Source organism: Histophilus somni 2336, assembly GCF_000019405.1.
GTDB classification, from domain to species: Bacteria; Pseudomonadota; Gammaproteobacteria; order Enterobacterales; family Pasteurellaceae; genus Histophilus; species Histophilus somni.
Genome location: NC_010519.1, coordinates 1,616,557 through 1,641,454, shown reverse-complemented (window position 1 = coordinate 1,641,454; position 24,898 = coordinate 1,616,557). Strand labels below are relative to the sequence as shown.

The 24,898-nt window shown below is 36.6% G+C and carries 22 protein-coding genes; 21 read left to right on the top strand and 1 reads right to left on the bottom strand.

Annotated elements, in window-relative coordinates; genetic code table 11:
* Positions 1-248 precede the first annotated feature (248 nt).
* From sucA to sucD, 4 genes are all read left to right on the top strand, one after another.
* Positions 249-3,044 (top strand): 2-oxoglutarate dehydrogenase E1 component, encoded by a 2,796-nt coding sequence (gene sucA, locus HSM_RS07375; RefSeq protein ID WP_011609113.1) that lies wholly within the window; start codon positions 249-251, stop codon positions 3,042-3,044.
* Positions 3,045-3,132: 88 nt separating this feature from the next.
* On the top strand, positions 3,133-4,356 hold the full coding sequence (gene odhB / locus HSM_RS07370; protein ID WP_012340578.1) for a 2-oxoglutarate dehydrogenase complex dihydrolipoyllysine-residue succinyltransferase: 1,224 nt from the start codon (positions 3,133-3,135) through the stop codon (positions 4,354-4,356).
* A 53-nt stretch (positions 4,357-4,409) separates the two neighbouring features.
* A complete protein-coding gene (sucC, locus tag HSM_RS07365) occupies positions 4,410-5,579 on the top strand; it encodes an ADP-forming succinate--CoA ligase subunit beta (protein ID WP_012340577.1) in 1,170 nt (389 codons plus the stop codon).
* The gene (gene sucD / locus HSM_RS07360; protein ID WP_012340576.1) at positions 5,579-6,451 is read left to right on the top strand and encodes a succinate--CoA ligase subunit alpha; all 873 of its coding nucleotides are present in this window, start codon (positions 5,579-5,581) and stop codon (positions 6,449-6,451) included. The genes sucC and sucD overlap by 1 nt, the downstream gene beginning before the upstream one ends.
* Before the next feature lie 73 nt (positions 6,452-6,524).
* On the opposite strand, the gene argS is transcribed toward sucD, so the two are convergent.
* A complete protein-coding gene (argS, locus tag HSM_RS07355) occupies positions 6,525-8,258 on the bottom strand; it encodes an arginine--tRNA ligase (protein ID WP_012340575.1) in 1,734 nt (577 codons plus the stop codon).
* A gap of 83 nt (positions 8,259-8,341) precedes the next feature.
* Between argS and HSM_RS07350 the strand changes: the two genes are divergently transcribed.
* The 17 genes from HSM_RS07350 to pgi all read left to right on the top strand — a co-directional run bounded on the left by HSM_RS07350 (position 8,342) and on the right by pgi (position 24,891).
* Complete coding sequence (locus tag HSM_RS07350) at positions 8,342-8,929, top strand: VOC family protein (RefSeq protein WP_012340574.1); 588 nt, start codon at positions 8,342-8,344, stop codon at positions 8,927-8,929.
* Positions 8,930-8,934: 5 nt separating this feature from the next.
* On the top strand, positions 8,935-9,258 hold the full coding sequence (locus HSM_RS07345) for a hypothetical protein (RefSeq protein ID WP_012340573.1): 324 nt from the start codon (positions 8,935-8,937) through the stop codon (positions 9,256-9,258).
* Between the two features lie 23 nt (positions 9,259-9,281).
* Entirely contained in the window at positions 9,282-9,743 is a 462-nt protein-coding gene (locus tag HSM_RS07340) for an outer membrane lipoprotein (protein WP_012340572.1), read from the top strand.
* Between the two features lie 123 nt (positions 9,744-9,866).
* Positions 9,867-10,769, top strand: a complete 903-nt coding sequence (locus HSM_RS07335; RefSeq protein WP_012340571.1) for a glycosyltransferase family 52 — start codon at positions 9,867-9,869, stop codon at positions 10,767-10,769.
* A gap of 37 nt (positions 10,770-10,806) precedes the next feature.
* Complete coding sequence (prfA, locus tag HSM_RS07330; protein ID WP_012340570.1) at positions 10,807-11,889, top strand: peptide chain release factor 1; 1,083 nt, start codon at positions 10,807-10,809, stop codon at positions 11,887-11,889.
* A gap of 51 nt (positions 11,890-11,940) precedes the next feature.
* Positions 11,941-12,432, top strand: a complete 492-nt coding sequence (locus tag HSM_RS07325) for an RDD family protein (RefSeq protein ID WP_012340569.1) — start codon at positions 11,941-11,943, stop codon at positions 12,430-12,432.
* A 14-nt stretch (positions 12,433-12,446) separates the two neighbouring features.
* Positions 12,447-13,352 (top strand): peptide chain release factor N(5)-glutamine methyltransferase, encoded by a 906-nt coding sequence (prmC, locus tag HSM_RS07320; RefSeq protein ID WP_012340568.1) that lies wholly within the window; start codon positions 12,447-12,449, stop codon positions 13,350-13,352.
* A complete protein-coding gene (locus HSM_RS07315) occupies positions 13,336-14,130 on the top strand; it encodes a SirB1 family protein (RefSeq protein ID WP_012340567.1) in 795 nt (264 codons plus the stop codon). Before prmC ends, HSM_RS07315 begins: the two co-directional genes overlap by 17 nt.
* 13 nt (positions 14,131-14,143) lie before the next feature.
* Positions 14,144-14,998, top strand: a complete 855-nt coding sequence (gene kdsA, locus HSM_RS07310) for a 3-deoxy-8-phosphooctulonate synthase (RefSeq protein ID WP_012340566.1) — start codon at positions 14,144-14,146, stop codon at positions 14,996-14,998.
* A 111-nt stretch (positions 14,999-15,109) separates the two neighbouring features.
* Positions 15,110-16,051 carry a 2-hydroxyacid dehydrogenase gene (locus HSM_RS07305; protein ID WP_011609099.1) on the top strand — a complete coding sequence of 314 codons (942 nt, stop codon included), beginning with the start codon at positions 15,110-15,112 and terminating at the stop codon, positions 16,049-16,051.
* 169 nt (positions 16,052-16,220) lie between these two features.
* A complete protein-coding gene (locus HSM_RS07300; protein WP_012340565.1) occupies positions 16,221-17,411 on the top strand; it encodes a lipoprotein-releasing ABC transporter permease subunit in 1,191 nt (396 codons plus the stop codon).
* 20 nt (positions 17,412-17,431) lie between these two features.
* Positions 17,432-18,115 (top strand): lipoprotein-releasing ABC transporter ATP-binding protein LolD, encoded by a 684-nt coding sequence (lolD, locus tag HSM_RS07295; protein WP_012340564.1) that lies wholly within the window; start codon positions 17,432-17,434, stop codon positions 18,113-18,115.
* Complete coding sequence (gene lolE, locus HSM_RS07290; RefSeq protein ID WP_012340563.1) at positions 18,112-19,362, top strand: lipoprotein-releasing ABC transporter permease subunit LolE; 1,251 nt, start codon at positions 18,112-18,114, stop codon at positions 19,360-19,362. Before lolD ends, lolE begins: the two co-directional genes overlap by 4 nt.
* Positions 19,363-19,468: 106 nt before the next feature.
* Positions 19,469-20,548, top strand: a complete 1,080-nt coding sequence (gene aroG / locus HSM_RS07285; protein ID WP_011609095.1) for a 3-deoxy-7-phosphoheptulonate synthase AroG — start codon at positions 19,469-19,471, stop codon at positions 20,546-20,548.
* 151 nt (positions 20,549-20,699) lie between these two features.
* Positions 20,700-22,118, top strand: a complete 1,419-nt coding sequence (locus tag HSM_RS07280) for a replicative DNA helicase (protein ID WP_011609094.1) — start codon at positions 20,700-20,702, stop codon at positions 22,116-22,118.
* Positions 22,119-22,134: 16 nt separating this feature from the next.
* Positions 22,135-23,214: an alanine racemase gene (alr, locus tag HSM_RS07275; RefSeq protein ID WP_012340562.1), complete on the top strand. Its 1,080-nt coding sequence runs from the start codon at positions 22,135-22,137 to the stop codon at positions 23,212-23,214.
* 27 nt (positions 23,215-23,241) lie between these two features.
* On the top strand, positions 23,242-24,891 hold the full coding sequence (gene pgi, locus HSM_RS07270; protein WP_012340561.1) for a glucose-6-phosphate isomerase: 1,650 nt from the start codon (positions 23,242-23,244) through the stop codon (positions 24,889-24,891).
* Positions 24,892-24,898: the final 7 nt, after the last annotated feature.

Genomic DNA, 24,898 nt, shown 5'->3' with positions numbered 1-24,898 from the left:
TGCATAAATTTTACATTATTTTTACAAATAAGGTGTTGGATGTTTAAAAATGAGATGTAGATCAAAAAAATAAAAAATTATTAACAACTTTTTAACTTTTTTATTGCTTAGATAGGTAATTTGATTTTTAATTTCCAGCTGAAATTGATATAGCTTATCAAATAAATAGATTGTTTATGGCTAAATCTATGTATAATGGAAAAAATTACACTGTAAATTGCTATCAATAATCAAGTTAGGTGGTCATAATGAAAAAAAATAGCCCTATCAGTGAATGGTTGGCATCCAGTGCTTTAGGTGGTGCGAATCAGTCTTATGTCGAGGATCTTTATGAAGATTATCTTGATAACCCTCAAGCTGTTGACGAAAGTTGGCAACAAGTTTTCAATTCTCTTCCAAAACAGAACGCACTTGAGCAGCCTCATTCAAAAGTCCGTGATTATTTTAAACGTTTAGCACGTGATACTTCTCAAAATGGAGTGGGGGTGATAGATCCTAATGTTAGTGCGAGATTGGTTAATGTGCTTAAATGGATAAATGGGCATCGTAACCGAGGGCATCTACATGCGGATTTGGATCCGTTAAAAATGTGGCAACGTATGGAGGCACCAACGCTTGATTATAAGTTTTATGGTTTTTCTGATAATGATTTAGATGAAGTTTTTGATATTGGGGGTTATGTTTATAACAAGGAACAAATTTCGTTACGTGATTTAGCCGATTCGTTGAAAAAGACTTATTGCAGTACGATTGGTTTAGAATTTATGCACGTTAACGATCTTGACGCTCGTACGTGGTTGCAACGCAAAGTTGAGAGGTTATTAGATAAGCCGCTGTTCACCCGAGAAGAGCAACTGAAATTTTTAGAAGAATTAATTGCAGCAGATGGATTAGAGCGTTATTTAGGAGCGAAATTCCCTGGAGCGAAACGCTTTTCTTTAGAAGGTAGCGATGCTTTTATACTGTTAATGAAAGAAATGATTCGTCATAGTAGCAGAAATGGTGTGAAAGAAATTGTGATGGGCATGGCACATAGAGGTCGCTTGAATCTATTGGTTAATGTGTTGGGTAAAAAGCCTTCAGAATTATTCGATGAGTTTGCCGGTAAGCATAGTGGCAGTGGGACGGGGGATGTTAAATACCATCAAGGATTTTCATCTGATTTTATGACTGACGATGGCATTGTACATTTAGCGTTGGCATTTAATCCTTCCCACTTAGAAATTGTAAATCCTGTCGTCTTAGGTTCTGTGCGAGCAAGACAAAATCGTATTCAGGACGTTGAACGTTCTCAAGTGTTACCAATTACGGTGCATGGAGATAGTGCGGTTGCAGGGCAGGGCATTGTTCAAGAGACACTGAATATGTCAGAAGTGAGAGGCTATACAGTTGGTGGGACAATTCGTGTGGTGATTAATAATCAAATTGGTTTTACCACTTCAAATCTACAGGATACACGTTCAACAGAATATTGTACTGATATAGCGAAGATGATTGAGGCACCGGTTATCCATGTAAATGGTGATGATCCGGAAGCTGTTGCTTATGCTGCACGAATGGCGGTTGAATTTAGAGCAAAATTTAAGCGTGATATTTTTATTGATTTGGTGTCATATCGTCGACATGGGCATAATGAAGCAGATGAACCTGCTGTTACTCAACCGCTTATGTATGAACGTATCCGTAAGCATCCAACACCTCCGAAAGTTTATACGAACCGTCTAGTTACTGAAGGTATCATTGATGAAGCATATGCAATTGAATTAGCAAATAAATATCGAGATGCTTTGGATAATGGAGGTTGTGTTGTACCGGAATGGCGTGAAGCGGATATTGAAACGAAAGATTGGACTAAGTATTTAACGCAAGAATGGACTGAGTATGATGGCTCCTTTGATTCTGAGCGTTTTGTCGGATTAGCTAAGAAAGTATGTGATTATCCAAGTTCGCATTCATTACATCCTCGAGTGAAAAAACTTTACGATGATCGTTTATCAATGGCACAAGGCGATAAATTATTTGATTGGGGTATGGCTGAAACAATGGCTTATGCGACCTTGCTTGATGAGGGATATAATGTTCGTTTATCTGGTGAGGATGCGGGACGTGGTACTTTCTTTCATCGCCATTCAGTATTACACAATCAAAAAGATGCGACGTTGTATATTCCATTAACTCAATTACATGCTCAACAAGGGCGTTTTGAAGTTTGGGATTCTGTATTATCAGAAGAAGCTGTTTTAGCTTATGAATATGGTTACGCAACAGCGGCACCACGGACATTAACTATTTGGGAGGCACAATTTGGTGATTTTGCGAATGTTGCACAAGTTGTGATCGATCAATTTATTAGTTCCGGCGAGCAAAAATGGGGGCGTATGTGTGGTTTAGTGATGTTGTTGCCACATGGATATGAAGGGCAAGGTCCAGAACATTCTTCTGCTCGCTTGGAGCGTTATTTGCAACTCTGTGCACAGCAAAACATGCAAGTATGTGTACCTTCTACTCCGGCACAAATTTATCATTTATTACGTCGTCAAATGCTGCGTAAAGTGCGTCGGCCATTAGTTGTTATTACTCCAAAATCATTGTTACGCCGTCCGCTTGTAGTATCTACTATGGAAGAATTAATACATGGAAAATATCAAAATGTGATTGCGGAAATTGATGCGATTGATCCTCAAAAAGTTCGTCGTGTCGTGATGTGTTCCGGAAAAGTTTATTATGATTTATTGGAACAACGCCGAGAAAATAATCAAATGGATGTTGCTATTATTCGTATTGAGCAACTTTATCCATATCCACATGAAGAAATGAAAGAGGCTTTAGCACCTTATTCTCATGTGACTGATTATGTTTGGTGTCAAGAAGAACCGTTAAATCAAGGGGCTTGGTATTGTTGTCAGCATAATTTTTGGACGTCGTTACCGCCACATGGTAAGTTGCGTTATGTTGGTCGTCCAGCTTCAGCTTCACCGGCAGTGGGCTATTTATCTCTACATAATGAGCAACAACGAGCTTTGGTAACTGAGGCATTAGCGTAATTTTGCTAGGTTAAAGTATTGGAAAAATTTTCAATAATTAACGGATATATATCTAATTTTAAGCGAAATATGAATAGGAGGAAAAAATATGAGCAATTTCGATATTATTACTCCGGATCTCCCTGAATCTGTGGCGGATGCAACCGTTGTAACGTGGCATAAGAACGTGGGTGATGCGGTAAAATGTGATGAAGTTTTAGTGGAAATTGAAACTGATAAAATTGTGTTGGAAATTCCCGCACTTAGTGATGGGGTGCTTGAAACTATTTTACAACCGGAAGGTTCAACTGTCGTGAGTAAACAATTGTTGGGTAAAGTATCCGCTTCGGCAGGTATTGGAGAAGTTACAAAATCAACTGTACAGAATGTGGAAAAAACACCGGCAGATCGTCATTCGGCTAATTTGAATACTGATGCAAGTAGCGATGTACTGAGTCCGGCTGTTCGTCGTTTGTTAGCGGAGCATGAATTAAATGCTGATGAAATTAAAGGTACAGGTGTAGGTGGTCGAATTACTCGTGAAGATATAGCGTTAGTGGTTAAGCAAAAAGCACAACAAACAGAAACGGCACAAGCATCTCAGTCTATTGTAACTGGGTTGAAAATTGATCATCGCAATGAAAAACGTGTACCAATGACACGTTTACGTAAGCGTATCGCAGAGCGTTTACTGGAAGCAAAAAATACTACTGCAATGCTGACGACATTTAATGAAGTGGATATGCAGCCGATTATGAATTTACGCAAGCGTTATGCAGAAAAATTTGAGAAACAACATGGTGCACGCTTAGGATTTATGTCTTTTTATATCAAAGCGGTGGTTGAAGCACTAAAACGCTATCCGGAGATTAACGCATCTATTGATGGTGATGATATTGTTTACCACAATTATTTTGATATTAGTATTGCTGTTTCCACACCTCGTGGTTTGGTAACGCCGGTTGTACGTAATTGCGATAAATTAAGTATGGCAGATATTGAAAAAGAAATTAAATTGTTGGCGGAAAAAGGTCGTGATGGAAAATTGACCGTTGAAGATTTAACGGGGGGGAATTTTACTATTACTAACGGTGGCGTTTTTGGTTCTTTAATGTCAACACCTATTATAAATCCGCCACAAAGTGCGATTTTGGGTATGCATGCGATTAAGGATCGTCCCGTTGCGGTTAATGGTGAAGTGGTTATTCGCCCAATGATGTATTTGGCACTAAGCTATGATCACCGTTTAATCGATGGACGTGAAAGCGTCGGTTTCTTGGTGACAGTGAAGGACTTGCTGGAAGATCCGACTCGCTTGCTACTGGAAATTTAGAAGTACCGATAATCTAAAAGTGCGGTATTGAAACGTATCAATAAGGGGACGATATGAATTTACATGAGTATCAGAGTAAAAAACTTTTTGCAGATTATGGTTTACCTGTAACTAAAGGTTATGTTTGTGAAAATGTTGAACAGGCGTTAAGTGCGATTGAGAAATTATCAGGTTCTCAATGGATTGCAAAATGTCAAATCCATGCCGGTGGACGTGGTAAAGCTGGTGGAGTAAAAGTGGTTAAATCAGCACAAGAAGTGCGGTCGTTTTTTACTAAGTTTTTAGGACAGCGTTTAGTTACCGTTCAAACAAATGAACAGGGACAACCGATTCATCAAATTTATCTTGAACCCTGTGCGGAAATTCAAAAAGAATTGTACTTGAGTGCAATTATTGACCGTAGCTCTCAACGTATTGTCTTTATGGCATCAAGTGAAGGCGGTATGGATATAGAAGAAGTAGCAGAAAAAACACCGCACTTATTGCATAGGGTAACTATCGATCCTTTGGTTGGAGCGATGCCATATCAAGGGCGAGAATTGGCATTTAAATTAGGATTATCAGGGAAACAAATTCAGCAATTCAGCCAAATTTTTTGCCAACTTGCCAAATTATTTGTTGAAAAAGATTTATCCCTACTGGAAATCAACCCATTGGTTATTTTAAAAAACGATGAATTATTTTGCTTAGATGCAAAAGTTGTGGTTGATGATAATGCGTTGTATCGTCACCCCGACTTGTTTTCTATGCGTGATTTAACGCAAGAAGATCCTCGTGAGGCTGAGGCTGAAAAGTGGAATTTAAATTACGTTGCGTTAGATGGGAATATTGGTTGTATGGTCAATGGTGCCGGTTTAGCCATGGGAACGATGGATATTATTAAATTACATGGCGGACGACCAGCAAATTTCCTTGATGTCGGTGGTGGAGCAACAAAAGAACGGGTTATGGAAGCATTCAAAATTATTTTAACGGACAGTGCGGTTAAAGCCGTATTAGTGAATATTTTTGGCGGTATTGTGCGTTGTGATTTAATTGCTAAAGGAATTGTTTCCGCAATCAATGAAATTGGTGTGAGTGTTCCAGTTATTGTGCGTTTGGAAGGAACAAATGCGGACTTAGGACGTGAAATTTTAGCACAAAGTAACTTGAATTTAATTGCTGTAAACAGCTTAACTGAAGCAGCGGAACAAGCAGTTAATGCAGCAAAGGAGAGTGAATAATGGCAATTTTAATTAACAAAAATACCAAAGTGATTTGTCAAGGTTTTACTGGTAAACAAGGCACGTTTCATTGTGAACAAGCCTTAGCTTATGGCACTCAATTAGTTGGAGGGGTTTCCCCGGGAAAAAGTGGTTCGTTGCATTTAGGATTGCCTGTTTTTAATACTGTTCGTGAGGCAGTGGAGAAAACTGGTGCTACCGCAACAATGATTTATGTTCCGGCACCTTTTTGTAAAGATGCTATTTTAGAAGCAATTGATGGGGGCATTAAGTTTATTGTTTGCATCACAGAAGGTATTCCAACGTTGGATATGTTGGAGGTGAAAAAAAAATTACAGCAAAGTGATGTCGTGATGATTGGTCCAAATTGTCCCGGTGTTATTACACCAGAGGAATGCAAAATGGGGATTATGCCAGGAAATATTCATAAAAAAGGGCGTATCGGAATTGTTTCTCGTTCCGGCACGTTAACTTATGAGGCAGTAAAACAAACAACAGATGAAGGGTTTGGACAATCCACTTGTGTAGGGATTGGAGGAGATCCTATCCCCGGTTCCAGTTTTATTGATATTTTGAAATTATTCCAAGCAGATCCTGAAACTGATGCGATAGTGATGATTGGTGAAATTGGTGGAAGTGCGGAGGAAGAAGCAGCCGATTTTATCCATAAACATGTAACTAAACCTGTTGTGGCTTATATTGCCGGAGTAACCGCTCCGAAAGGCAAACGAATGGGACATGCAGGAGCAATTATTAGTGGCGGAAAAGGAACGGCAGAGGAAAAAATTGTCGCTTTGGAAAAAGCCGGCGTGAAAACGGTAAGAAGTTTGGCTGATATTGGTAAAGTTTTAAGAACTTTGTTGACACCATGAGTAAATTAATAACCTACAGAAAAGGCAACGGATGTTGCCTTTTTTATACTAACCAATAATGGAAATATCTGAACTACATTTTTTCCACTGTTTTTATACCGAGTAAATCCAAACCTTGTTTTAAGGTTTTTTCGGTGAGTAAGGCGAGTTTTAAACGGCTTAATTTCACGTTTTCATTATCATTATTCAAGATAGGGCAATGCTCGTAGAAACTAGAGAATAAACCGGCTAACTCATACAAGTAGGCACATAGAATATGCGGTGTTCCTTCTTTGCCTACAATTTGTACTGTTTCTTCAAATTGTAGCAATTTAATTGCAAGTAAACGCTCTTTTTCATCTGTGAGCTGGATCTTTGCAGGGTGAAGTTGTTCTTCGCTAATATCGGTTTTGTTGAAAATAGAACGAATACGAGTATAAGCATATTGCATATAAGGTGCGGTATTTCCTTCAAAACTTAACATGATATCCCAATCAAATACATAGTCGGTTGTCCGATTTTTAGAAAGATCCGCATATTTGACTGAACCGATACCCACAGCCTCTATCACAGCCGCTTTTTCTTTGCTTGAAAGTGCGGTACTTTTTTCTGAAATTAATTTATCCGCACGTTCAATCGCTTCATCTAATAAATCTGTCAGTTTAACCGTTCCACCGGAGCGAGTTTTAAACGGTTTTCCGTCTTTACCTAGCATCATACCGAAATTTTTATGTTCCAGCTGGAAACTGTCCGGCACATAACCGGCTTTTCTAGTAATCAACCATGCTTGTTGCATATGTTGGCTTTGACGTGTGTCGGAAAACACCAAAGCACGATCTGCTTTTAATGTATGATAACGATATTTAGCCGCTGCAATATCTGTTGTTGTGTAGAGGAAACCGCCATCTTTTTTCTGCACGATAACCCCCATCGGATCACCATCTTTATTTTTAAATTCTTCGAGGTAAACAACTTGTGCACCTTCATCTTCAACGGCTAAACCTTGTGCTTTTAGATCTGCAACTATTTCAGGTAGCATTGGATTATACAGACTTTCCCCCATTACATCATTTTGGGTTAAGGTCACATTCAAGCGATCATAATTACGTTGATTTTGTTGCATAGTAATATCAACAAGTTTCTTCCACATTGTGCGACAATAAGCATCACCATTTTGTAGTTTTACGACATAATTGCGTGCTTTTTCTGCAAAGGTTTCATCATTATCATAATGTTCTTTAGCAGCACGATAGAAGGCTTCCAAATCTGCCAGTTCCATTGCTGAAGCATGTTCATTTTCCATTTTTTCCAAATAGGCAATAAGCATACCGAATTGTGTACCCCAGTCACCAACATGGTTCGCTCGAATAACGTTATGCCCTAAAAATTCCAATGTACGAACTACAGCATCGCCAATAATGGTTGAACGCAAATGTCCAACGTGCATTTCTTTTGCTACATTCGGTGAGGAATAATCTACAACGATGGTTTGAATTTCTTCGACTGTAACGCCTAATTTCTTATCCTGTAGGGTAACTTGAATATTTTCTGCCAGCCAATTTTTATCTAAGAAGATATTAATAAATCCGGGGCCTGCAATTTCCATTTTTTCGGCAATATTTTTTAAATCAATGAGATCGAGTACTTTTTGAGCAAAATCACGGGGATTTAAACCCAGTTTTTTAGCTGTTGCCATAATTCCATTAGCTTGATAATCGCCAAACTGAGGTTTACTGGATGGTTTCACTAAAGCATCACATTGTTCATCTGCACCGGCTTGACGCATCGCTTGTTTGATTTTGTTAGATAAAATAGACTGAATATTCACTGATATACCTAATAATTGATTTGTGAAAATAATGCGTTATGATACCGCTCTTTCCTTATTCAGAAAAGATAAAGCAATAAAAAATGCAGATTTTTAACCAAAATCATTCTTTGTTTCGGCAATCTAATATCTCATTAGATGAGTTTGAACAATTTGAAAGAAAAATTATTGAATTAGCCCATTTCATGCAATTACGGTTAGATCGTGTTGAAATTGATCATATTGCCTTGAGAGTAAATAAACGTAAATCTGCGGAGGATTGGCTGACTTTGCTGTTAAAGTGCGGTACAATTCTGAGCGGTAATATTGTAAACGGGAGAGTTATTTATTTAATTCAACTTGATAATCCGATACGTTTTTCGGATCAGTTTATTGATATTATTGAATTACCGTTCCCTAAAGATAAAGTGTATCCAGTGGAAAACTGGGAGCATATTGAAGTTGTAATTCCATTTGAAGTGAATGAAACTGTTGATGAATGGGTTACACGTATAAGACAACAATTTTTATGGGACGAATTGGCTAATTTGAAAGTTAAAGTAAGTGAACCTAAGGCGGATGGCGAGCAATTACCTAACCCGTCTATTGCAGTGAGTTTTGTTAATCAACTAGAAAATCATACTTGCATAAAAGTTCACCCGTATCATATCAAAAAGATAATTGAGGGTTAGATTCGATGAAAAAAGTAACATTAGCATTCACTTTATTATTAGGTTTTTTAGGATTAGCAGCTTGCTCATCTACAAAAAATGATAATGTGTATAAGGGCGAAATTTTGTTCGCTGCTCAAAAAGGAAATAATTTAAAATTAACTATTCGTAAAAATGATTGCAAACAGCAAGAGGGAGGAATTAAGGAGATCGTATTAAGTCATTCTTACGATTCTCATTTAGTTGTAGGCTCTTGTGTAGAGGTGTCTCACAATGACGATGGTATAACAGTAACAAATATTTCTCGTAAAAGATCAAGTTCTTGGCTTTCTAGAACATCTAAAAATTAATCAAAAAAGAGAGGTTAACTATTATGAAAAAAATGACTTTATCATTAGCTATTTTACTTAGTTTGGGATTAGCTGGGTGTGCCAATGAAGATATATACAGTGGTAATGTATATAGTGGCACACAAGCTAAATCAGCTCGTTCAATCAGTTATGGTATCATCGAATCAATCCGTCCGGTTAAAATTCAAGGCGATAACCAAGGTGTGATTGGGACTGTTGGTGGTGGTGCTTTAGGTGGAATAGTGGGATCTGGTATAGGCGGTGGTACCGGACAGGCAGTCGCTGCAGCAGTTGGTGCTATTGCCGGAGCGGTAATTGGTAGTAAAGTAGAAGAAAAAGCAAGTCAGATTAATGCGTTGGAACTTGTTATCAGAAAAGACAATGGACAAGAAATTGTTGTTGTGCAAAAGTATGATGCAACTTTAGTGCCGGGAGCTCGAGTTCGTATTGTTGGTGGCTCCACTTTAAATGTTTCTGTAATGTAGCTCTGCTATTATGGTTATTATATAGAGGCTGTTTTAGGTAATTCTAAGGCAGCCTCGAATTGAATTTTCTGTTTTCGGAGTTGGGTAATAATCTAAGATTTAGAGCCAAAATAGTTGAATATCATGAAGTATAATATAAAAATCAAAGCAATTGTTATTGTCAGTAGTTTAAGAATGTTGTTGATTTTTCTGATGTTAAATAAATATCATTTAGATGAAGTGTTATTTGTTTTTAATGAAGGTTTTGAATTACATAAAAAGTATAAAATCAAGCACTATGTTGCCATTAAAAAGAAAATAACAAAATTTTGGCGTCTCTATTATAAACTTTATTTTTATCGATTTAAGATTGACCGTATTCCTGTTTATGGTGCTGATCATTTAGGTTGGACAGATTATTTTCTTAAATATTTTGATTTTTATTTAATCGAGGATGGCATAGCGAATTTTAGTCCTAAAAGATATGAAATTAATTTAACAAGGAATATTCCTGTTTTTGGTTTTCATAAGACGGTAAAGAAAATTTATTTGACCTCTTTAGAAAATGTACCAAGTGACATTAGGCATAAAGTTGAACTGATTTCATTAGAGCATTTATGGAAAACAAGAACAGCTCAAGAACAACATAACATATTGGATTTCTTTGCTTTTAATTTAGATTCACTTATATCGTTAAAAATGAAGAAATATATATTATTTACGCAGTGTTTATCAGAAGATCGTGTAATATCAGAACAAGAGAAAATAGCCATTTATCAACATATCATAAAAAATTATGACGAGCGTTTGCTAGTGATAAAACCACACCCTAGAGAAACAACAGATTATCAAAAGTATTTTGAGAATGTATTTGTATATCAAGATGTTGTGCCGAGTGAACTATTTGAATTGCTTGATGTGAATTTTGAAAGAGTGATTACCTTATTTTCCACCGCTGTTTTCAAATATGATAGAAATATTGTTGATTTTTATGGTACTCGAATACACGATAAAATATACCAATGGTTCGGTGATATTAAGTTTTGAAATTTAAATTTACATTATTATTTTGTAAGGTCAGAGAATGAAAGCCAGTATTATTAGTAAATTAGAGAGCTTAAAAGAGAGACATGAAGAACTTGAAGCGTTGCTTGGGGAGTCTTCTGTCATTAACGATCAAGATAAATTCCGTGCTTATTCAAAAGAATATGCTCAATTAGAAGATGTTGTAAAATGTTTTGCACGTTGGAATTGGTTGAATAACAATATTGAAGAAACACAACTATTGCTTGATGATCCTGATATGAAAGAAATGGCTGAATTGGAAATAGAAGAGTCAAAAGCTGAAATTGAAAATGCGGAGCAACAATTACAAATCCTGTTATTACCTAAAGATCCAAATGATGAATACAATGCTTATTTAGAAATTCGTGCTGGAACTGGCGGTGATGAAGCTGGTATTTTTGCCGGTGATTTATTTCGCATGTACAGTCGTTATGCAGAAAGTAAACGTTGGCGTGTGGAAGTATTGAATGCAAATGAAAGTGAGCAAGGCGGATATAAAGAAATTATTGTCAAAGTGAATGGCGAAGGCGTGTATGGTCAACTGAAGTTTGAGTCCGGTGGGCATCGTGTGCAACGTGTACCAAAAACAGAATCTCAGGGCAGAATTCATACGTCTGCGTGTACCGTAGCTGTTATGCCTGAATTACCGGAAAATGAAATGCCGGAGATTAATCCGTCGGATTTGCGTATTGATACCTACCGCTCTTCGGGAGCTGGTGGTCAGCATGTTAATACAACGGATTCTGCGGTGCGTATTACGCATATTCCGACGGGTATTGTAGTGGAATGTCAAGATGAGCGTTCACAACATAAAAATAAGGCGAAGGCACTTTCCGTTTTAGCTTCTCGTATTGCACAAGCTGAACAGGAACGTCAAGCTCAAGCCCAAGCGGATACTCGTCGTAATTTATTAGGTTCAGGCGATCGATCAGATAAAATTCGTACTTACAATTACCCGCAAGGTCGTGTAACGGATCATCGTATCAATTTAACGGTATATCGCCTTGATGAAGTGATGAATGGCAAGATTGACGAGCTAATTCAACCAATTATTACGGAATATCAAGCAGATCAGTTGGCAATGTTGTCCGAACAAAATTAATCTATTTTGACGAAGAAAAAATTCCTCTTAAGATTATGAGAAGGAGATACAATGATTGTTGAAAAATTAAATGAAAAAAACAATTCTAATGATGAAAATCGTAAATTTATTGTTGAAGAAGATCATAAATTACAAGCAAATTCTAATAACGTATCAGATATTGTTTATGCCAGTCGATTTAAGCGTTGGTTGGCTTCCCTCATAAATGTATTGTTGTTCTATGTGGCTATTTTGTTTGGATCTATTGTTTTGAACCAGATTGCAGGTCTCATTTTTATTTTCCTCTATATCGGATATCAATTATTCCTCATGTATAATGCTAAGCAAACATTAGCAAAGAAATGGCTAAATTTACAAGTGATAGACTATAGAACAAATCACCCCTTAACATTTGGTCGTTATGTATTGCGTGAATTTATTGAACAGCTTTTTGCATTAACAGGTATCTTAACTTCAGTTAGTGCAATTGTTGCTTTTGCAAATAAGGAAAGACGTTCGTTAGTGGATATAGTTATGTCGACTATCGTTGTGAAGAAAACTTAAGTTTCACTAAAGAAATGAATTATCAACAATGGCTGGAACTTGCCGAAAAACGTTTATTTGAGAATGTTGCTAAAGATCCTTTCTTAGATGCTAAAGTTGATGCAAATTTGTTATTGCAAACCGTCACCAAACGTTCAAAATCAGCGATTTTAGCTTTTTCAGAAACCTTATTGACAGAGGATGAATTGAAACAACTCACAGAATTATTGGTTCGCCGTGCTAAAGGTGAACCAATGGCGTATGTGCTGGGTGAAACGGAATTTTGGACATTAAATTTACAGGTGGCTCCCTATACTTTAATTCCACGTCCAGATACTGAGATTTTGGTTGAACAAGCACTGGTTTGCATTCAATTGCTTAAGAAATCAAAAGACTTTACTCAATCCCCCATTCGTATTTTAGATTTAGGAACAGGGACAGGTGCTATAGCTTTGGCGTTGGCTGATGAACTGAAAAAGAGCGGTCAACATTTTGAGATATTTGGTCTGGATGTTATTGCCGACGCTGTTAAATTAGCAAAAACTAATGCAGTGCGTAATCATTTGACCGAAGTACAGTTTTTGCAAAGTAATTGGTTTGAGCAAGTAACTGGACAATTTGATTTAATTGTCAGTAATCCCCCTTATATTGATGCGGAAGATCAGCATTTAAATCAGGGTGATGTACGTTTTGAGCCTTTGACGGCGTTGGTGGCAGAAAAAAAAGGATATGCCGATTTACAATATATTATTGAGCAAGCTCCTAATTATTTAAAAAAACAAGGTTTTTTATTAGTAGAGCATGGCTGGCAGCAAGGGCAAAAAGTGCGGTCTTTTTTTGCCGAGAAACTGTGGAAACAAGTTGAAACGATTAACGATTATGGCGGTAATGAGCGAATAACATTAGCTCAATTAAGAGGAAAAAATGAAGTATTATCATAAAGCATTATATGATGAAATGACCTCTTTTTATCTTATTACGCATGACAATAGTAGTAAAGAAATACGGCGTATTCGAGGCATGATTGGCGGTTTGGTTCGTGAAGCTCGTAAAAAAATTGATTCTAATTGGGAAACTAAAAGAAAAATTCATCATTTATTGCAGTTGATGTATGGAGAATGGGGATTTTTTTGTGATCCCGAACGGTATTTTGCGTTGGAGAATTTATATTTGGATCAAGTGTTAACGCAACGAAGAGGAATGCCGGTAACACTGGGAGCAATAGTTTTATACTTGGCTGAAAGGTTGAATTTGCCCATTTATCCGGTCAATTTTCCTACGCAATTAATTTTGCGTGCTGATGTTGATGAAGAGGTTGCCTTTATTGATCCTTGGAATGGTCAATATATGACATATTCTCAGCTAAAAAAGTTATATGAAGGAGCATTTGGTTTTGGTACTGAATTAAGCTTGGAGATATTAGAAGTTGCAGATGTGCAAGAATTAACGAATCGGTTTTGTCAATTAGCAAAGCATGCGTTAATTCGTGAATTTAGAAATAATGAGGCATATCAATATATTGATATGCTCTTGTCCAGAAATCCTGATGATCCTTATGAAATTCGTGATCGTGGGGTGGTATTAACTCAAATGGGGTGTATGCAAGCGGCATTGAATGACTTTGAATATTTTTTAGAAAAATGTCCGGAAGATCCGACCGCACTTTTATTATTACCTCAATTGGAATATTTACAATTAGAAATTGAATCTATTCATTAGTAAGGAAATGATTATGCAAAATCAAGTTATTCAGTTAGGCAATATTGAAATCGGCAATAATAAGCCTTTTGTTTTATTCGGTGGTATGAATGTGTTGGAAAGTCGTGATATGGCGATGCAAGTTTGTGAAAAATATGTAGAAGTTACGCAAAAATTAGGCGTACCCTATATATTTAAAGCCTCATTTGACAAAGCTAATCGATCTTCTATTCATTCTTATCGTGGTCCGGGAATGGAAGAAGGATTAAAAATTTTCCAAGAATTAAAAGAGACTTTTGGTGTAAAAGTGATTACTGATGTACATGAAATTTATCAATGCCGACCTGTAGCGGAAGTCGTTGATATTATTCAACTACCGGCTTTTTTAGCTCGTCAAACTGATTTAGTTGAGGCGATGGCTCGTACAGGTGCGGTGATTAATGTGAAAAAACCACAATTTTTAAGCCCAGGTCAAATAGGCAATATTGTGGAAAAAATCGCAGAATGTGGAAATAATAAGGTGATTTTGTGTGATCGAGGTACTAATTTTGGTTATGACAACTTAGTGGTGGACATGCTCGGTTTCAATATTATGAAAAAAGTGTCGCAAGGTTGCCCTGTTATTTTTGACGTAACTCATTCTTTACAATGTCGTGATCCTTTTGGGGCAGCTTCCGGTGGTCGTCGTGATCAGGTAACCGAATTGGCTCGTTCCGGTATGGCGATTGGATTAGCCGGATTATTCTTAGAATCTCATCCTAATCCAAACCAAGCAAAGTGTGATGGACCATCGGCATTACCTTTATCAAAACTTGAACCTTTTGTTGCACAAATGAAAGCTATTGATGATCTAGTTAAATCTTTTGAGGAAATAGATACTTCAAATTAAATGAGCATAATGAAAAATCCGTATTTTTAGTGAATACGGATTTTTTCTATATTTATGTTTATTACTTTGGTATATTGACACGGCCTATTCCAATTAACTAAGGAGAAAATGATGCAAATTGTATTTTTAGACAGTACGGCAATTCCAAAACATATTACTATTCCTCGCCCAAGTTTTGAGCATCAATGGATTGAATATGAATATACCGATGCTGATCAGTTGATAGATCGTGCAAAAGAGGCTGATATTGTTATTACCAGTAAGGTTATTTTCAGTCGTGAGGTGATGTTGCAATTACCTAAGTTAAAATTAATCGCTATTACGGCAACGGGAACGAATAATGTTGATTTAATAGCAGCTAAAGAATTGGGTATTACAGTAAAAAATGTAACCGGCTATTCTTCGGTAACCGTACCTGAGCATGTCTTAGGTTTAATTTTTGCCTTAAAACATAGTTTAATGAATTGGTACAAAGATCAGTTAAGTGCAAAATGGGCAGACTGTAAACAATTTTGCTATTTTGATTATCCGATTACCGATGTTAAAGGATCAACTTTAGGCGTGATAGGTAAAGGCTGTTTAGGTTCGGAAATTGGTCGATTAGCGACCGCACTTGGTATGAATGTGATTTACGCTGAACGTTGTGGTGCAACGGAAATTCGTTCGGGATATTTACCTTTTGAACAGGTTTTAAAGCAAGCGGATATTGTGACTTTGCATTGTCCTTTAACGGAGCAAACACAAAATTTGATTAATGCAGAAACGTTAAAGTTAATGAAACCGACGGCTTACTTAATTAATACCGGACGAGGCCCTTTAGTTGATGAACAGGCACTGGTTGAAGCATTGGAAAATAAAGTGATTGCCGCAGCGGCTATTGATGTACTGGTTAAAGAGCCGCCTGAGAAAGAGAATCCGCTTATTCAGGCAGCTACTCGTTTACCAAACTTGATTGTTACTCCACATATTGCATGGGCATCAGATAGTGCGGTGACCACTTTGGTGAACAAAGTTGCACAAAATATTGAAGAGTTTGTCAAAACAGGTAAATAATTAGTTAAGCTGATTTTATTTACTCAGTAAAAATGACTAAATTGGGTTTGTTAGATTGATTTTCAGTAACAAAGAAAACACTGGTTTAATAAGTCCAATTTTATTGTTTTTATTTTCTTGATGTAGTCGCAACGTGAATTCATAGATTTGTAATTTTATAGATTATAAGATGACCTTTCCAATTTCTCTTTTTATTGCATTACGCTATTGGCGGGCTAAAAGTGCGGATCACTTCGGGCAATTAGTTACGACGCTTGCTACCGTTGGTATTATTTTAGGTGTTATGGCGTTAATTATTGTTTTGTCTGTGATGAACGGCTTGGAAAAATATCAAAAACAACAGGTTCTTTCCAATATTCCGCACAGTATTTTAATGCCTAAAAATAATTCTATATATTTGATCGCCTCGCAACCGGACATGCCCGATTTTGTGCAAAAAGTTGTGCCGATTAATACAACTTCTGTCGTGTTTCAAACTGCACAAGGTGTCAGTGCCGGGCAAATTCTTGGGGTGCAAAAATTTTCTGATGATCCTTTATTGAGTGAGTTTTCAGAAAATCATTTTTCGCAACTTCTTCCAATCGGTGAGTTTAAATTAATTATCGGTTGGAAATTGGCACAAAAATTAAACGTACAGATTGGTGATAAAGTTCGAGTGATGGTGACGGAAAATAGCCAATATACTCCCTTTGGTCGAGTTCCGGTACAACGTTTATTTACCATCAGTGATATTTACTCTTCCTTTTCTGAACAGGCAAGCTATGCAGTTTTTGCCAATTTAGCGGATATTGGACGCTTAATGCGGATCAAACCTGAACAAGTTCAAGGTTATCGCTTATTTTTGCAAGATCCTTTTTTCATTAGTGAATTGCCTAAGTTTTTCCCTACTGAGCAATGGAAAATTGTAGATTGGCGTAGTCAAAAAGGGGAGTTTTTCCAAGCAGTTCGCATGGAAAAGAATATGATGAGCTTGCTAATTAGTTTAATTATTGTGGTGGCGGTTTCTAATATTGTTACTTCATTAAGTTTGATGGTGGTGGATAAACAAGGTGAAATTGCTATTTTACAAACACAGGGATTGAGAAAAGGACAAGTGCGTAATATTTTTATTTTGCAAGGTTTTTTTGTAGGGGCAAGCGGTGCTGTGTTAGGTGGCGGTTTAGGGGTTGTTGTAGCAATGAATTTAGCGAAGATTATTCAGTGGATTAATCCTCAGGGTATTTTTTTACCGACAGAAATTAATGTTTATCAAATTGCGTTAATTTTATTTTTCTCGTTAACATTATCTTTAATATCAACAATTTATCCGGCTTACCGAGCGAGTAAAATTGAGCCAGCACAAGCATTACGTTATGAATAATAAGAGAACTGGAGCAAACGATGAATAGATTATTAATCTGTCAAAATATTACAAAGCATTATCAGGAAGGAAGTCTTCAAACTCAAGTCTTAAAAGAGGTGTCTTTTTCCATGCAGGAAGGAGAATTAATTGCTATTGTAGGAAGTTCCGGATCCGGCAAAAGTACTCTTTTACATATGTTAGGCGGATTAGATCAGCCAACAAGCGGTGAAGTTTTTATTCATGGGCGATCACTACAAAGGGCAACACAGGACGAATTAGCTAAACTGCGTAATCAGTATTTAGGATTTGTGTATCAATTTCATCATTTAATGGCGGATTTTACCGCACTTGAAAATGTGATGATGCCGATGTTAATTAGTCACAAAAATAAAACAGAGGCGAAAGATCGAGCTGAGAATATACTCAGTGCGGTGGGATTGGCTAAGAGAATTTTGCATAAACCGTCCGCACTTTCTGGCGGAGAGCGTCAACGTGTTGCAATTGCTAGATCGTTGGTGAATAATCCAAAACTCGTGTTGGCTGATGAACCTACGGGAAATTTGGATCATAAGACAACAGAAAGTATTTTTGAACTTATCCAAAAACTTAATCAGGAACAAAAAATTGCATTTTTATTAGTAACTCATGATTTGCAATTAGCGGAAAAGTTGGGTCGCCGTTTAGTGATGCAAGACGGTATCTTGAGGGAAAGTAACTCATGAATACTCCATTTTTTATTAGCTGGCGTTATCAATACAGTCGTTCTAAAAATAAGTTGGTATCATTAATTGCTTTATTTTCAACTATTGGAATTGCATTAGGTGTGGCAGTGTTGATTGTAGGATTAAGTGCGATGAACGGTTTTGAGCGAGAACTTAATCAGCGTATTTTATCTGTTGTTCCACATAGTGAAATTATATCGTATCAAGAGCAAGGAAATGTCAAGATTGAAAGTCGACAAAAAATTACCGCACTTTTACAGCAGGATCCAAATGTTTTAGCACAATCCCCTTTTGTTGAATTTACGGCATTAATTGAAAACGGCACAAAACTGAAAGTAGCTCAAGTGAGGGGAATAGAACAAGTTACACAAGATCAAGTGAGTAATTTGAGTAAATTTGTGTTAAATGATGGCTGGCAACAATTTCAGAAAAATGGCGGTTTGGTTTTAGGCTATGGCATTGCGAAAGAATTAGGTGTATCCGAAAATGATTGGGTAACGTTATTAATTTCTTTTGCTAATAGCGATAATCAATTATCTCAGCCTCTCCGTTATCGCATTCAAGTAACAGGTATTTTGCGTTTAGATGGGCAATTGGATCATAGTTATGCGTTGATGAGCTTATCGCAAGCACAAGTATTATTGGATTATACGCCCGATGAAATTACTGGGGTTGAGCTAAAAGTTCAAGATCCTTTTGCGGTTAGAAATATGACGTATGAATATTTATATGATTATCCGCAACGCCTACAAGTTCAAGATTGGATTGGCAAGTTTGGTTATATGTATAACGATATTCAGTTAATTAGAACAGTAATGTATATTGCGATGGTGTTGGTGATAGGTGTTGCCTGTTTTAATATTGTGTCAACTTTGATTATGGCAGTAAAAGATAAACAGGCTGATATTGCTATTATGCGTACATTGGGGGCTAATAATCGTTTTATTAAACAAATTTTTGTTTGGTACGGGTTGCAATCAGGTATGAAAGGCTGTTTAGTTGGAATAGCATTGGGGGTAATACTGAGTTTAAATTTAACCGATCTGATTCAATTTATTGAATTTTTACTGGATAAAAAGTTATTATCAGATGGAATTTATTTTATTGATTTTTTACCGAGCGAATTACATTGGCAAGATGTACTTATGGTACTAGTGGTCGCTTTGATGTTGAGTTTATTGGCAAGTTTATATCCAGCAAGCCGAGCGGCTAAATTACAACCTGCACAAGTCTTAAGTGCGTACTAGGAGAAATTAGTTTACTAGTACAAAAATAAATGTTACGTTTAATACCATTAAATATAAATTGTTAATTCTATGATTGTAAATTTTATGTAGTAAGAGAGAGTAGTATATGGCTAAGAATAAAAATAATATTCGTATTGCAAATGATGACACCAGAATTGCAAAAGTTGAGCAAGTTTTGCCCCCGATTGCATTATTAGAAAAATTTCCTGCAAGTGATGTAGCCATTAAAACAGTAAAAAAAGCCCGCTTGGCAGCACATAACATTATTCATCAAAAAGATGATCGTTTACTCGTTATTATTGGACCTTGTTCTATTCATGATCCTGCTTCTGCGTTGGAATATGCTAAACGCATTAAAGAAATGCGTATAAAATATCATGATACGTTGGAAATTATAATGCGTGTGTATTTTGAAAAACCACGTACAACTGTGGGTTGGAAAGGATTAGTGAATGATCCTCATTTAGATGGTAGTTATGCTTTAAATGATGGTTTGCGTATTGCACGTAAATTGTTATCTGATATTAACGATATGGAAATGCCTACTGCCGGTGAATTTTTAGATATGATTTCACCGCAATACCTTGCGGACTTTATGAGTTGGGGGGCTATTGGAGCAAGAACAACGGAATCGCAAGTTCATCGTGAATTGGCATCCGGTTTGTCATGTGCGGTGGGCTTTAAGAATGGAACTAACGGTGGAGTTCGCATTGCTCTTGATGCAATAGGTACGGCAGAAGCACCACATTATTTTCTATCTGTCACAAAATTCGGTCATTCAGCAATTGTGTCTACAAAAGGAAATGAGGATTGTCATATTATTTTGCGTGGAGGTGAGAAAGGTCCTAATTATAGTGCGGAAGATGTTCGGACAGTTTGTGCGGATATAGAAAAAACCGGTCGCATTCCGCATGTTATGGTGGATTTTAGTCATGCGAACAGTAGTAAACAATTTAAAAAACAGTTAGATGTTTGCACTGATGTTTGTACTCAAATTGCCAATGGTTCAAAACAAATTTTTGGTGTCATGGTTGAAAGCCATTTAGTTGAAGGTCGTCAAGATTTAGTTGAAGCAAAAGCACTTACCTATGGACAAAGTATTACCGATGCTTGTATTGGTTGGTCAGATACAGAAATTGTATTACAACAATTGTCTGAGGCATTAATTGAACGACGTAAGAAGTAAAATTTCTCAAAAATAACCGCACTTTAAGGTGCGGTTGCTTTTCATCACTTATATTGTTTTGATTAATTTTTCCCTCTCTCTTAATTCTCGCTTAGATTTGGTATATCATATAGCACAGTTTTCAATTTCTAATTAGGTAATTTTTCTTTTAATGACTAAAGCAACTACCGGTTCAAATCAATCTGCACGGATCAAAGATAAAAAATTTGAGCAAACCCTCATTCCTCCTCATTCCATTGAAGCGGAGCAAGCTGTTTTAGGTGGGATTCTATTAGATAATCGTTATTGGGATAGCGTAGCGGATCAGATCATTGCCGAAGATTTTTATACTTTTGAACATCGGATTATTTTTCAAGAAATTGCATTATTATTTGCACAAAATACCCCTGTTGATTTATTAGTTCTTGATGAGGTGTTAAAGACAAAAGGAAAAAGTGAAGAGGTCGGTGGTTTTGCTTATTTAGCAGAGTTGTCCAACAATACGCCGAGTGCGGCCAATATTTTGACTTATGCTGAAATTGTGCGTGAAAAAGCAATTTTACGTGAGTTAATTTCAGTGGGAAATAATATTGTAAAAAATGCGTATAAACCAAATGGGCAAGCAATAAAAGACATTTTGGATAATGCGGAGCGTGATATATTTTCTATTGCGGAAAAACGAACATCAGCTAATGAAGGACCGCAAAATGTAATAAATCTTCTTTTTAACACTATTGATAAAATTGAAAATCTGGCGGCTACACCAACAAATAACGGTGTGACCGGTGTTTCAACCGGTTTTACTGCATTGGATCAAAAAACATCTGGATTACAGAAATCCGATTTAATTATTGTTGCAGCTCGTCCTTCGATGGGTAAGACAACATTTGCTATGAATTTATGTGAGAATGCTGCGATGTTATCGGAAAAACCGGTTTTGGTTTTTAGCTTGGAGATGCCGGCTGAACAGATTTTGATGCGTATGTTAGCCTCACTTTCTCGAGTGGATCAGGTTAAAATCCGTACAGGTAATTTAACACAGCAAGATTTTGCTAAAATTTCCGGAACCTTTGGGATGTTTAAGCAAAAACCTAACTTGTATATTGATGATTCTTCGGGATTAACGCCAACGGAATTACGCTCCAGAGCAAGACGAGTGTATCGAGAAAATGGCGGGTTAAGTTTAATCATGGTTGACTATTTGCAATTAATGCGAGCTCCAGGATTTGAAAATAACCGCACTTTAGAAATTGCAGAAATTTCTCGTTCCTTAAAAGCATTAGCGAAAGAATTAAAAGTTCCTGTGGTTGCACTTTCTCAGTTAAATCGTACATTGGAGAACAGAGGGGATAGGCGACCTATAAACTCGGATTTGCGTGAATCGGGATCCATTGAACAAGATGCGGATTTGATTATGTTTATTTATCGAGATGAAGTTTATAACGAAACAACGGAAGATAATAAGGGCATTGCGGAAATTATTATCGGTAAGCAACGTAATGGACCTATTGGAACAGTGAAATTAGCCTTTCAGGGGCAATATTCACGTTTTGATAATTTAGCAAATATACCGCAGTATTATACAAAATAAGATTAGAGTCGAATCAATGAATGTCATACCTCCAACAGCCAGGATTAGTTCTGTTGCATTAAAACATAATATTCAAGTTATTAAGCAAAAAGCCAAAAACAGTAAAGTCATTGCAATTGTTAAGGCAAATGCTTATGGACATGGTTTGGAGTTCGTTTCCTCTACTCTGCATCATCTGGTTGACTGTTTTGGTGTGGCTAGATTATCGGAAGCATTACGTCTATGCACTGAAGGTATTACTAAACCTATTTTATTATTAGAGGGTTTTTTTTCCGAGGATGATTTGCCAATTATTGCTGTTAATAACATTCAAACAGTTATCCATAATCAAGAACAGCTTTATGTGCTTAAGAAAGCCAAGTTGCCGAATAAAATTAAAGTATGGTTGAAAATTGACACAGGAATGCATCGTTTAGGTGTAGATCTTGAACAGGTAGAAGACTTTTATCAGCAACTTGTTCAATGTTCAAATGTAAAAGAAATCGGGTTTTTGAGTCATTTTAGTCGGGCAGATGAATTGATGTGTGGTTATACGGAAATTCAGTTAGAGCGTTTTTTACAAGTTACCGAGGGTAAACAAGGTGAGCGATCTATTGTTGCCTCATCAGGTATTTTGTTTTGGCAGCAAGCCTATTTAGATTGGATTCGTCCAGGTATTATTATGTATGGTATCTCGCCGAATAATACGCCTGCTGAGGTTTATGGATTGATTCCGGTTATGACGTTAACTTCTTCATTAATTACTATTAGAAATCATAAAAAAGGTGAACCTGTGGGGTATGGTGGAAGTTGGATTAGTGAGAGAGATACCAAAATAGGCGTTGTAGCTATTGGGTATGGAGATGGTTATCCACGGGATATGCCTCAAGGTACACCGGTCTATATTAATGGCAGAAAAGTACCAATTGTTGGGCGTGTATCGATGGATATGTTAACGGTAGATCTTGGTATTGAGAGTCAAGATAAGGTGGGTGATGAAGTTATTTTATGGGGAAAGGAATTACCTATTGAGGAAATTTCTGCAATTAGCGGTATGATAAGCTATGAACTTATCACTAAATTAACACCTAGAGTATTGATCGAATATATTGATTAACTTTTTAAACCATAGAGAGGAAAAATGATGCAAAATATTAATCCAACTCAAACTAATGCGTGGAAAGCTTTAGAGCAACATCAAAAAGACTTAGAGCAAGTTACTATTCAACAACTTTTTGAGCAAGAACCGACTCGATTTAATGACTATTCGTTAAAATTTGCCGAACAAATTTTAGTGGATTATTCAAAAAATAATATTAATCAACAAACATTATCTTTATTACGTCAGTTAGCTAAAGAATGTGCTTTGAATGAAGCAACTGAATCAATGTTTAATGGTGAAAAAATTAATCGTACAGAAAATCGTGCTGTATTACATACCGCACTTCGTAATTGTGCAAATACACCGGTTTATGTAGATGGTAAAGATGTTATGCCGGAAGTAAATGCAGTGTTGGCGAAAATGAAATCTTTTTGTCAACGTGTTATTTCTGGTGATTGGAAAGGTTACACCGGTAAAGCGATTACCGATGTGGTGAATATCGGTATTGGCGGCTCGGATTTAGGCCCTTATATGGTAACGGAAGCATTACGTCCCTATAAAAATCATTTAACCATGCACTTTGTTTCCAATGTTGATGGAACGCATATAGCGGAGACGTTGAAAAAAGTAAATCCGGAAACAACCTTATTTTTAGTTGCTTCAAAAACTTTCACAACACAGGAAACTATGACTAATGCGATTTCTGCACGTAAATGGTTTTTAGCAGCCGCACAAGATGAAAGCCAAATAGCTAAGCATTTCGCTGCACTTTCAACCAATGTAAAAGAAGTGGAGAAGTTTGGTATAGATACTCACAATATGTTTGAATTTTGGGATTGGGTAGGCGGTCGTTATTCTTTATGGTCTGCAATCGGACTTTCTATTGCACTTTCTATTGGGTTTGACAATTTTGAGCAACTATTAGCTGGTGCACATGAAATGGATAAACATTTCCGCACCGCACCAATGGAACAAAATATTCCGATTACGTTAGCGTTAATTGGTATTTGGAACTGTAATTTCTTAGGTGCTGAAACTGAAGCGATGTTACCTTATGACCAATATTTACATCGTTTTGCAGCTTATTTCCAACAGGGTAATATGGAATCTAACGGTAAATATGTAGATCGCAGTGGTCAAGTGATTAATAATTATCAAACCGGTCCTATTATTTGGGGAGAACCTGGCACTAACGGTCAGCACGCATTCTATCAATTAATTCATCAAGGGACGAAGATTATTCCTTGTGATTTTATTGCCCCAGCACAAACCCATAATGTGTTATCAGATCATCATAATAAATTGCTTTCAAATTTCTTTGCACAAACAGAAGCACTCGCTTTTGGTAAAACACAACAAGAAGTTGAAGCTGAATTTATTCAAGCTGGGAAGTCCTTAGATGAAGTGAAAAATATTGTACCGTTTAAAATTTTTACCGGTAATAAACCGACAAACAGCATTTTAGTGCAAAAAATTACACCATTCACGTTAGGTGCATTAATTGCTATGTACGAACATAAAATTTTTGTACAAGGGGTGATTTTTAATATTTACAGTTTTGATCAATGGGGAGTTGAATTAGGTAAACAACTTGCTAACCGCATTTTGCCAGAACTGGTTGGAGATGAGCAAATCAATAGTCACGACAGTTCAACTAATGGTTTAATTAATCAGTTTAAAAGTTGGCGTTAAGATAGGA

Excerpts from the sequence above, each read along its gene's own strand:
- sucA (WP_011609113.1), top strand. The coding sequence starts at position 249 with ATGAAAAAAAATAGCCCTATCAGTGAATGGTTGGCATCCAGTGCTTTA.
- odhB (WP_012340578.1), top strand. The coding sequence starts at position 3,133 with ATGAGCAATTTCGATATTATTACTCCGGATCTCCCTGAATCTGTGGCG.
- sucC (WP_012340577.1), top strand. The coding sequence starts at position 4,410 with ATGAATTTACATGAGTATCAGAGTAAAAAACTTTTTGCAGATTATGGT.
- sucD (WP_012340576.1), top strand. The coding sequence starts at position 5,579 with ATGGCAATTTTAATTAACAAAAATACCAAAGTGATTTGTCAAGGTTTT.
- HSM_RS07350 (WP_012340574.1), top strand. The coding sequence starts at position 8,342 with ATGCAGATTTTTAACCAAAATCATTCTTTGTTTCGGCAATCTAATATC.
- HSM_RS07345 (WP_012340573.1), top strand. The coding sequence starts at position 8,935 with ATGAAAAAAGTAACATTAGCATTCACTTTATTATTAGGTTTTTTAGGA.
- HSM_RS07340 (WP_012340572.1), top strand. The coding sequence starts at position 9,282 with ATGAAAAAAATGACTTTATCATTAGCTATTTTACTTAGTTTGGGATTA.
- HSM_RS07335 (WP_012340571.1), top strand. The coding sequence starts at position 9,867 with ATGAAGTATAATATAAAAATCAAAGCAATTGTTATTGTCAGTAGTTTA.
- prfA (WP_012340570.1), top strand. The coding sequence starts at position 10,807 with ATGAAAGCCAGTATTATTAGTAAATTAGAGAGCTTAAAAGAGAGACAT.
- HSM_RS07325 (WP_012340569.1), top strand. The coding sequence starts at position 11,941 with ATGATTGTTGAAAAATTAAATGAAAAAAACAATTCTAATGATGAAAAT.
- prmC (WP_012340568.1), top strand. The coding sequence starts at position 12,447 with ATGAATTATCAACAATGGCTGGAACTTGCCGAAAAACGTTTATTTGAG.
- HSM_RS07315 (WP_012340567.1), top strand. The coding sequence starts at position 13,336 with ATGAAGTATTATCATAAAGCATTATATGATGAAATGACCTCTTTTTAT.
- kdsA (WP_012340566.1), top strand. The coding sequence starts at position 14,144 with ATGCAAAATCAAGTTATTCAGTTAGGCAATATTGAAATCGGCAATAAT.
- HSM_RS07305 (WP_011609099.1), top strand. The coding sequence starts at position 15,110 with ATGCAAATTGTATTTTTAGACAGTACGGCAATTCCAAAACATATTACT.
- HSM_RS07300 (WP_012340565.1), top strand. The coding sequence starts at position 16,221 with ATGACCTTTCCAATTTCTCTTTTTATTGCATTACGCTATTGGCGGGCT.
- lolD (WP_012340564.1), top strand. The coding sequence starts at position 17,432 with ATGAATAGATTATTAATCTGTCAAAATATTACAAAGCATTATCAGGAA.
- lolE (WP_012340563.1), top strand. The coding sequence starts at position 18,112 with ATGAATACTCCATTTTTTATTAGCTGGCGTTATCAATACAGTCGTTCT.
- aroG (WP_011609095.1), top strand. The coding sequence starts at position 19,469 with ATGGCTAAGAATAAAAATAATATTCGTATTGCAAATGATGACACCAGA.
- HSM_RS07280 (WP_011609094.1), top strand. The coding sequence starts at position 20,700 with ATGACTAAAGCAACTACCGGTTCAAATCAATCTGCACGGATCAAAGAT.
- alr (WP_012340562.1), top strand. The coding sequence starts at position 22,135 with ATGAATGTCATACCTCCAACAGCCAGGATTAGTTCTGTTGCATTAAAA.
- pgi (WP_012340561.1), top strand. The coding sequence starts at position 23,242 with ATGCAAAATATTAATCCAACTCAAACTAATGCGTGGAAAGCTTTAGAG.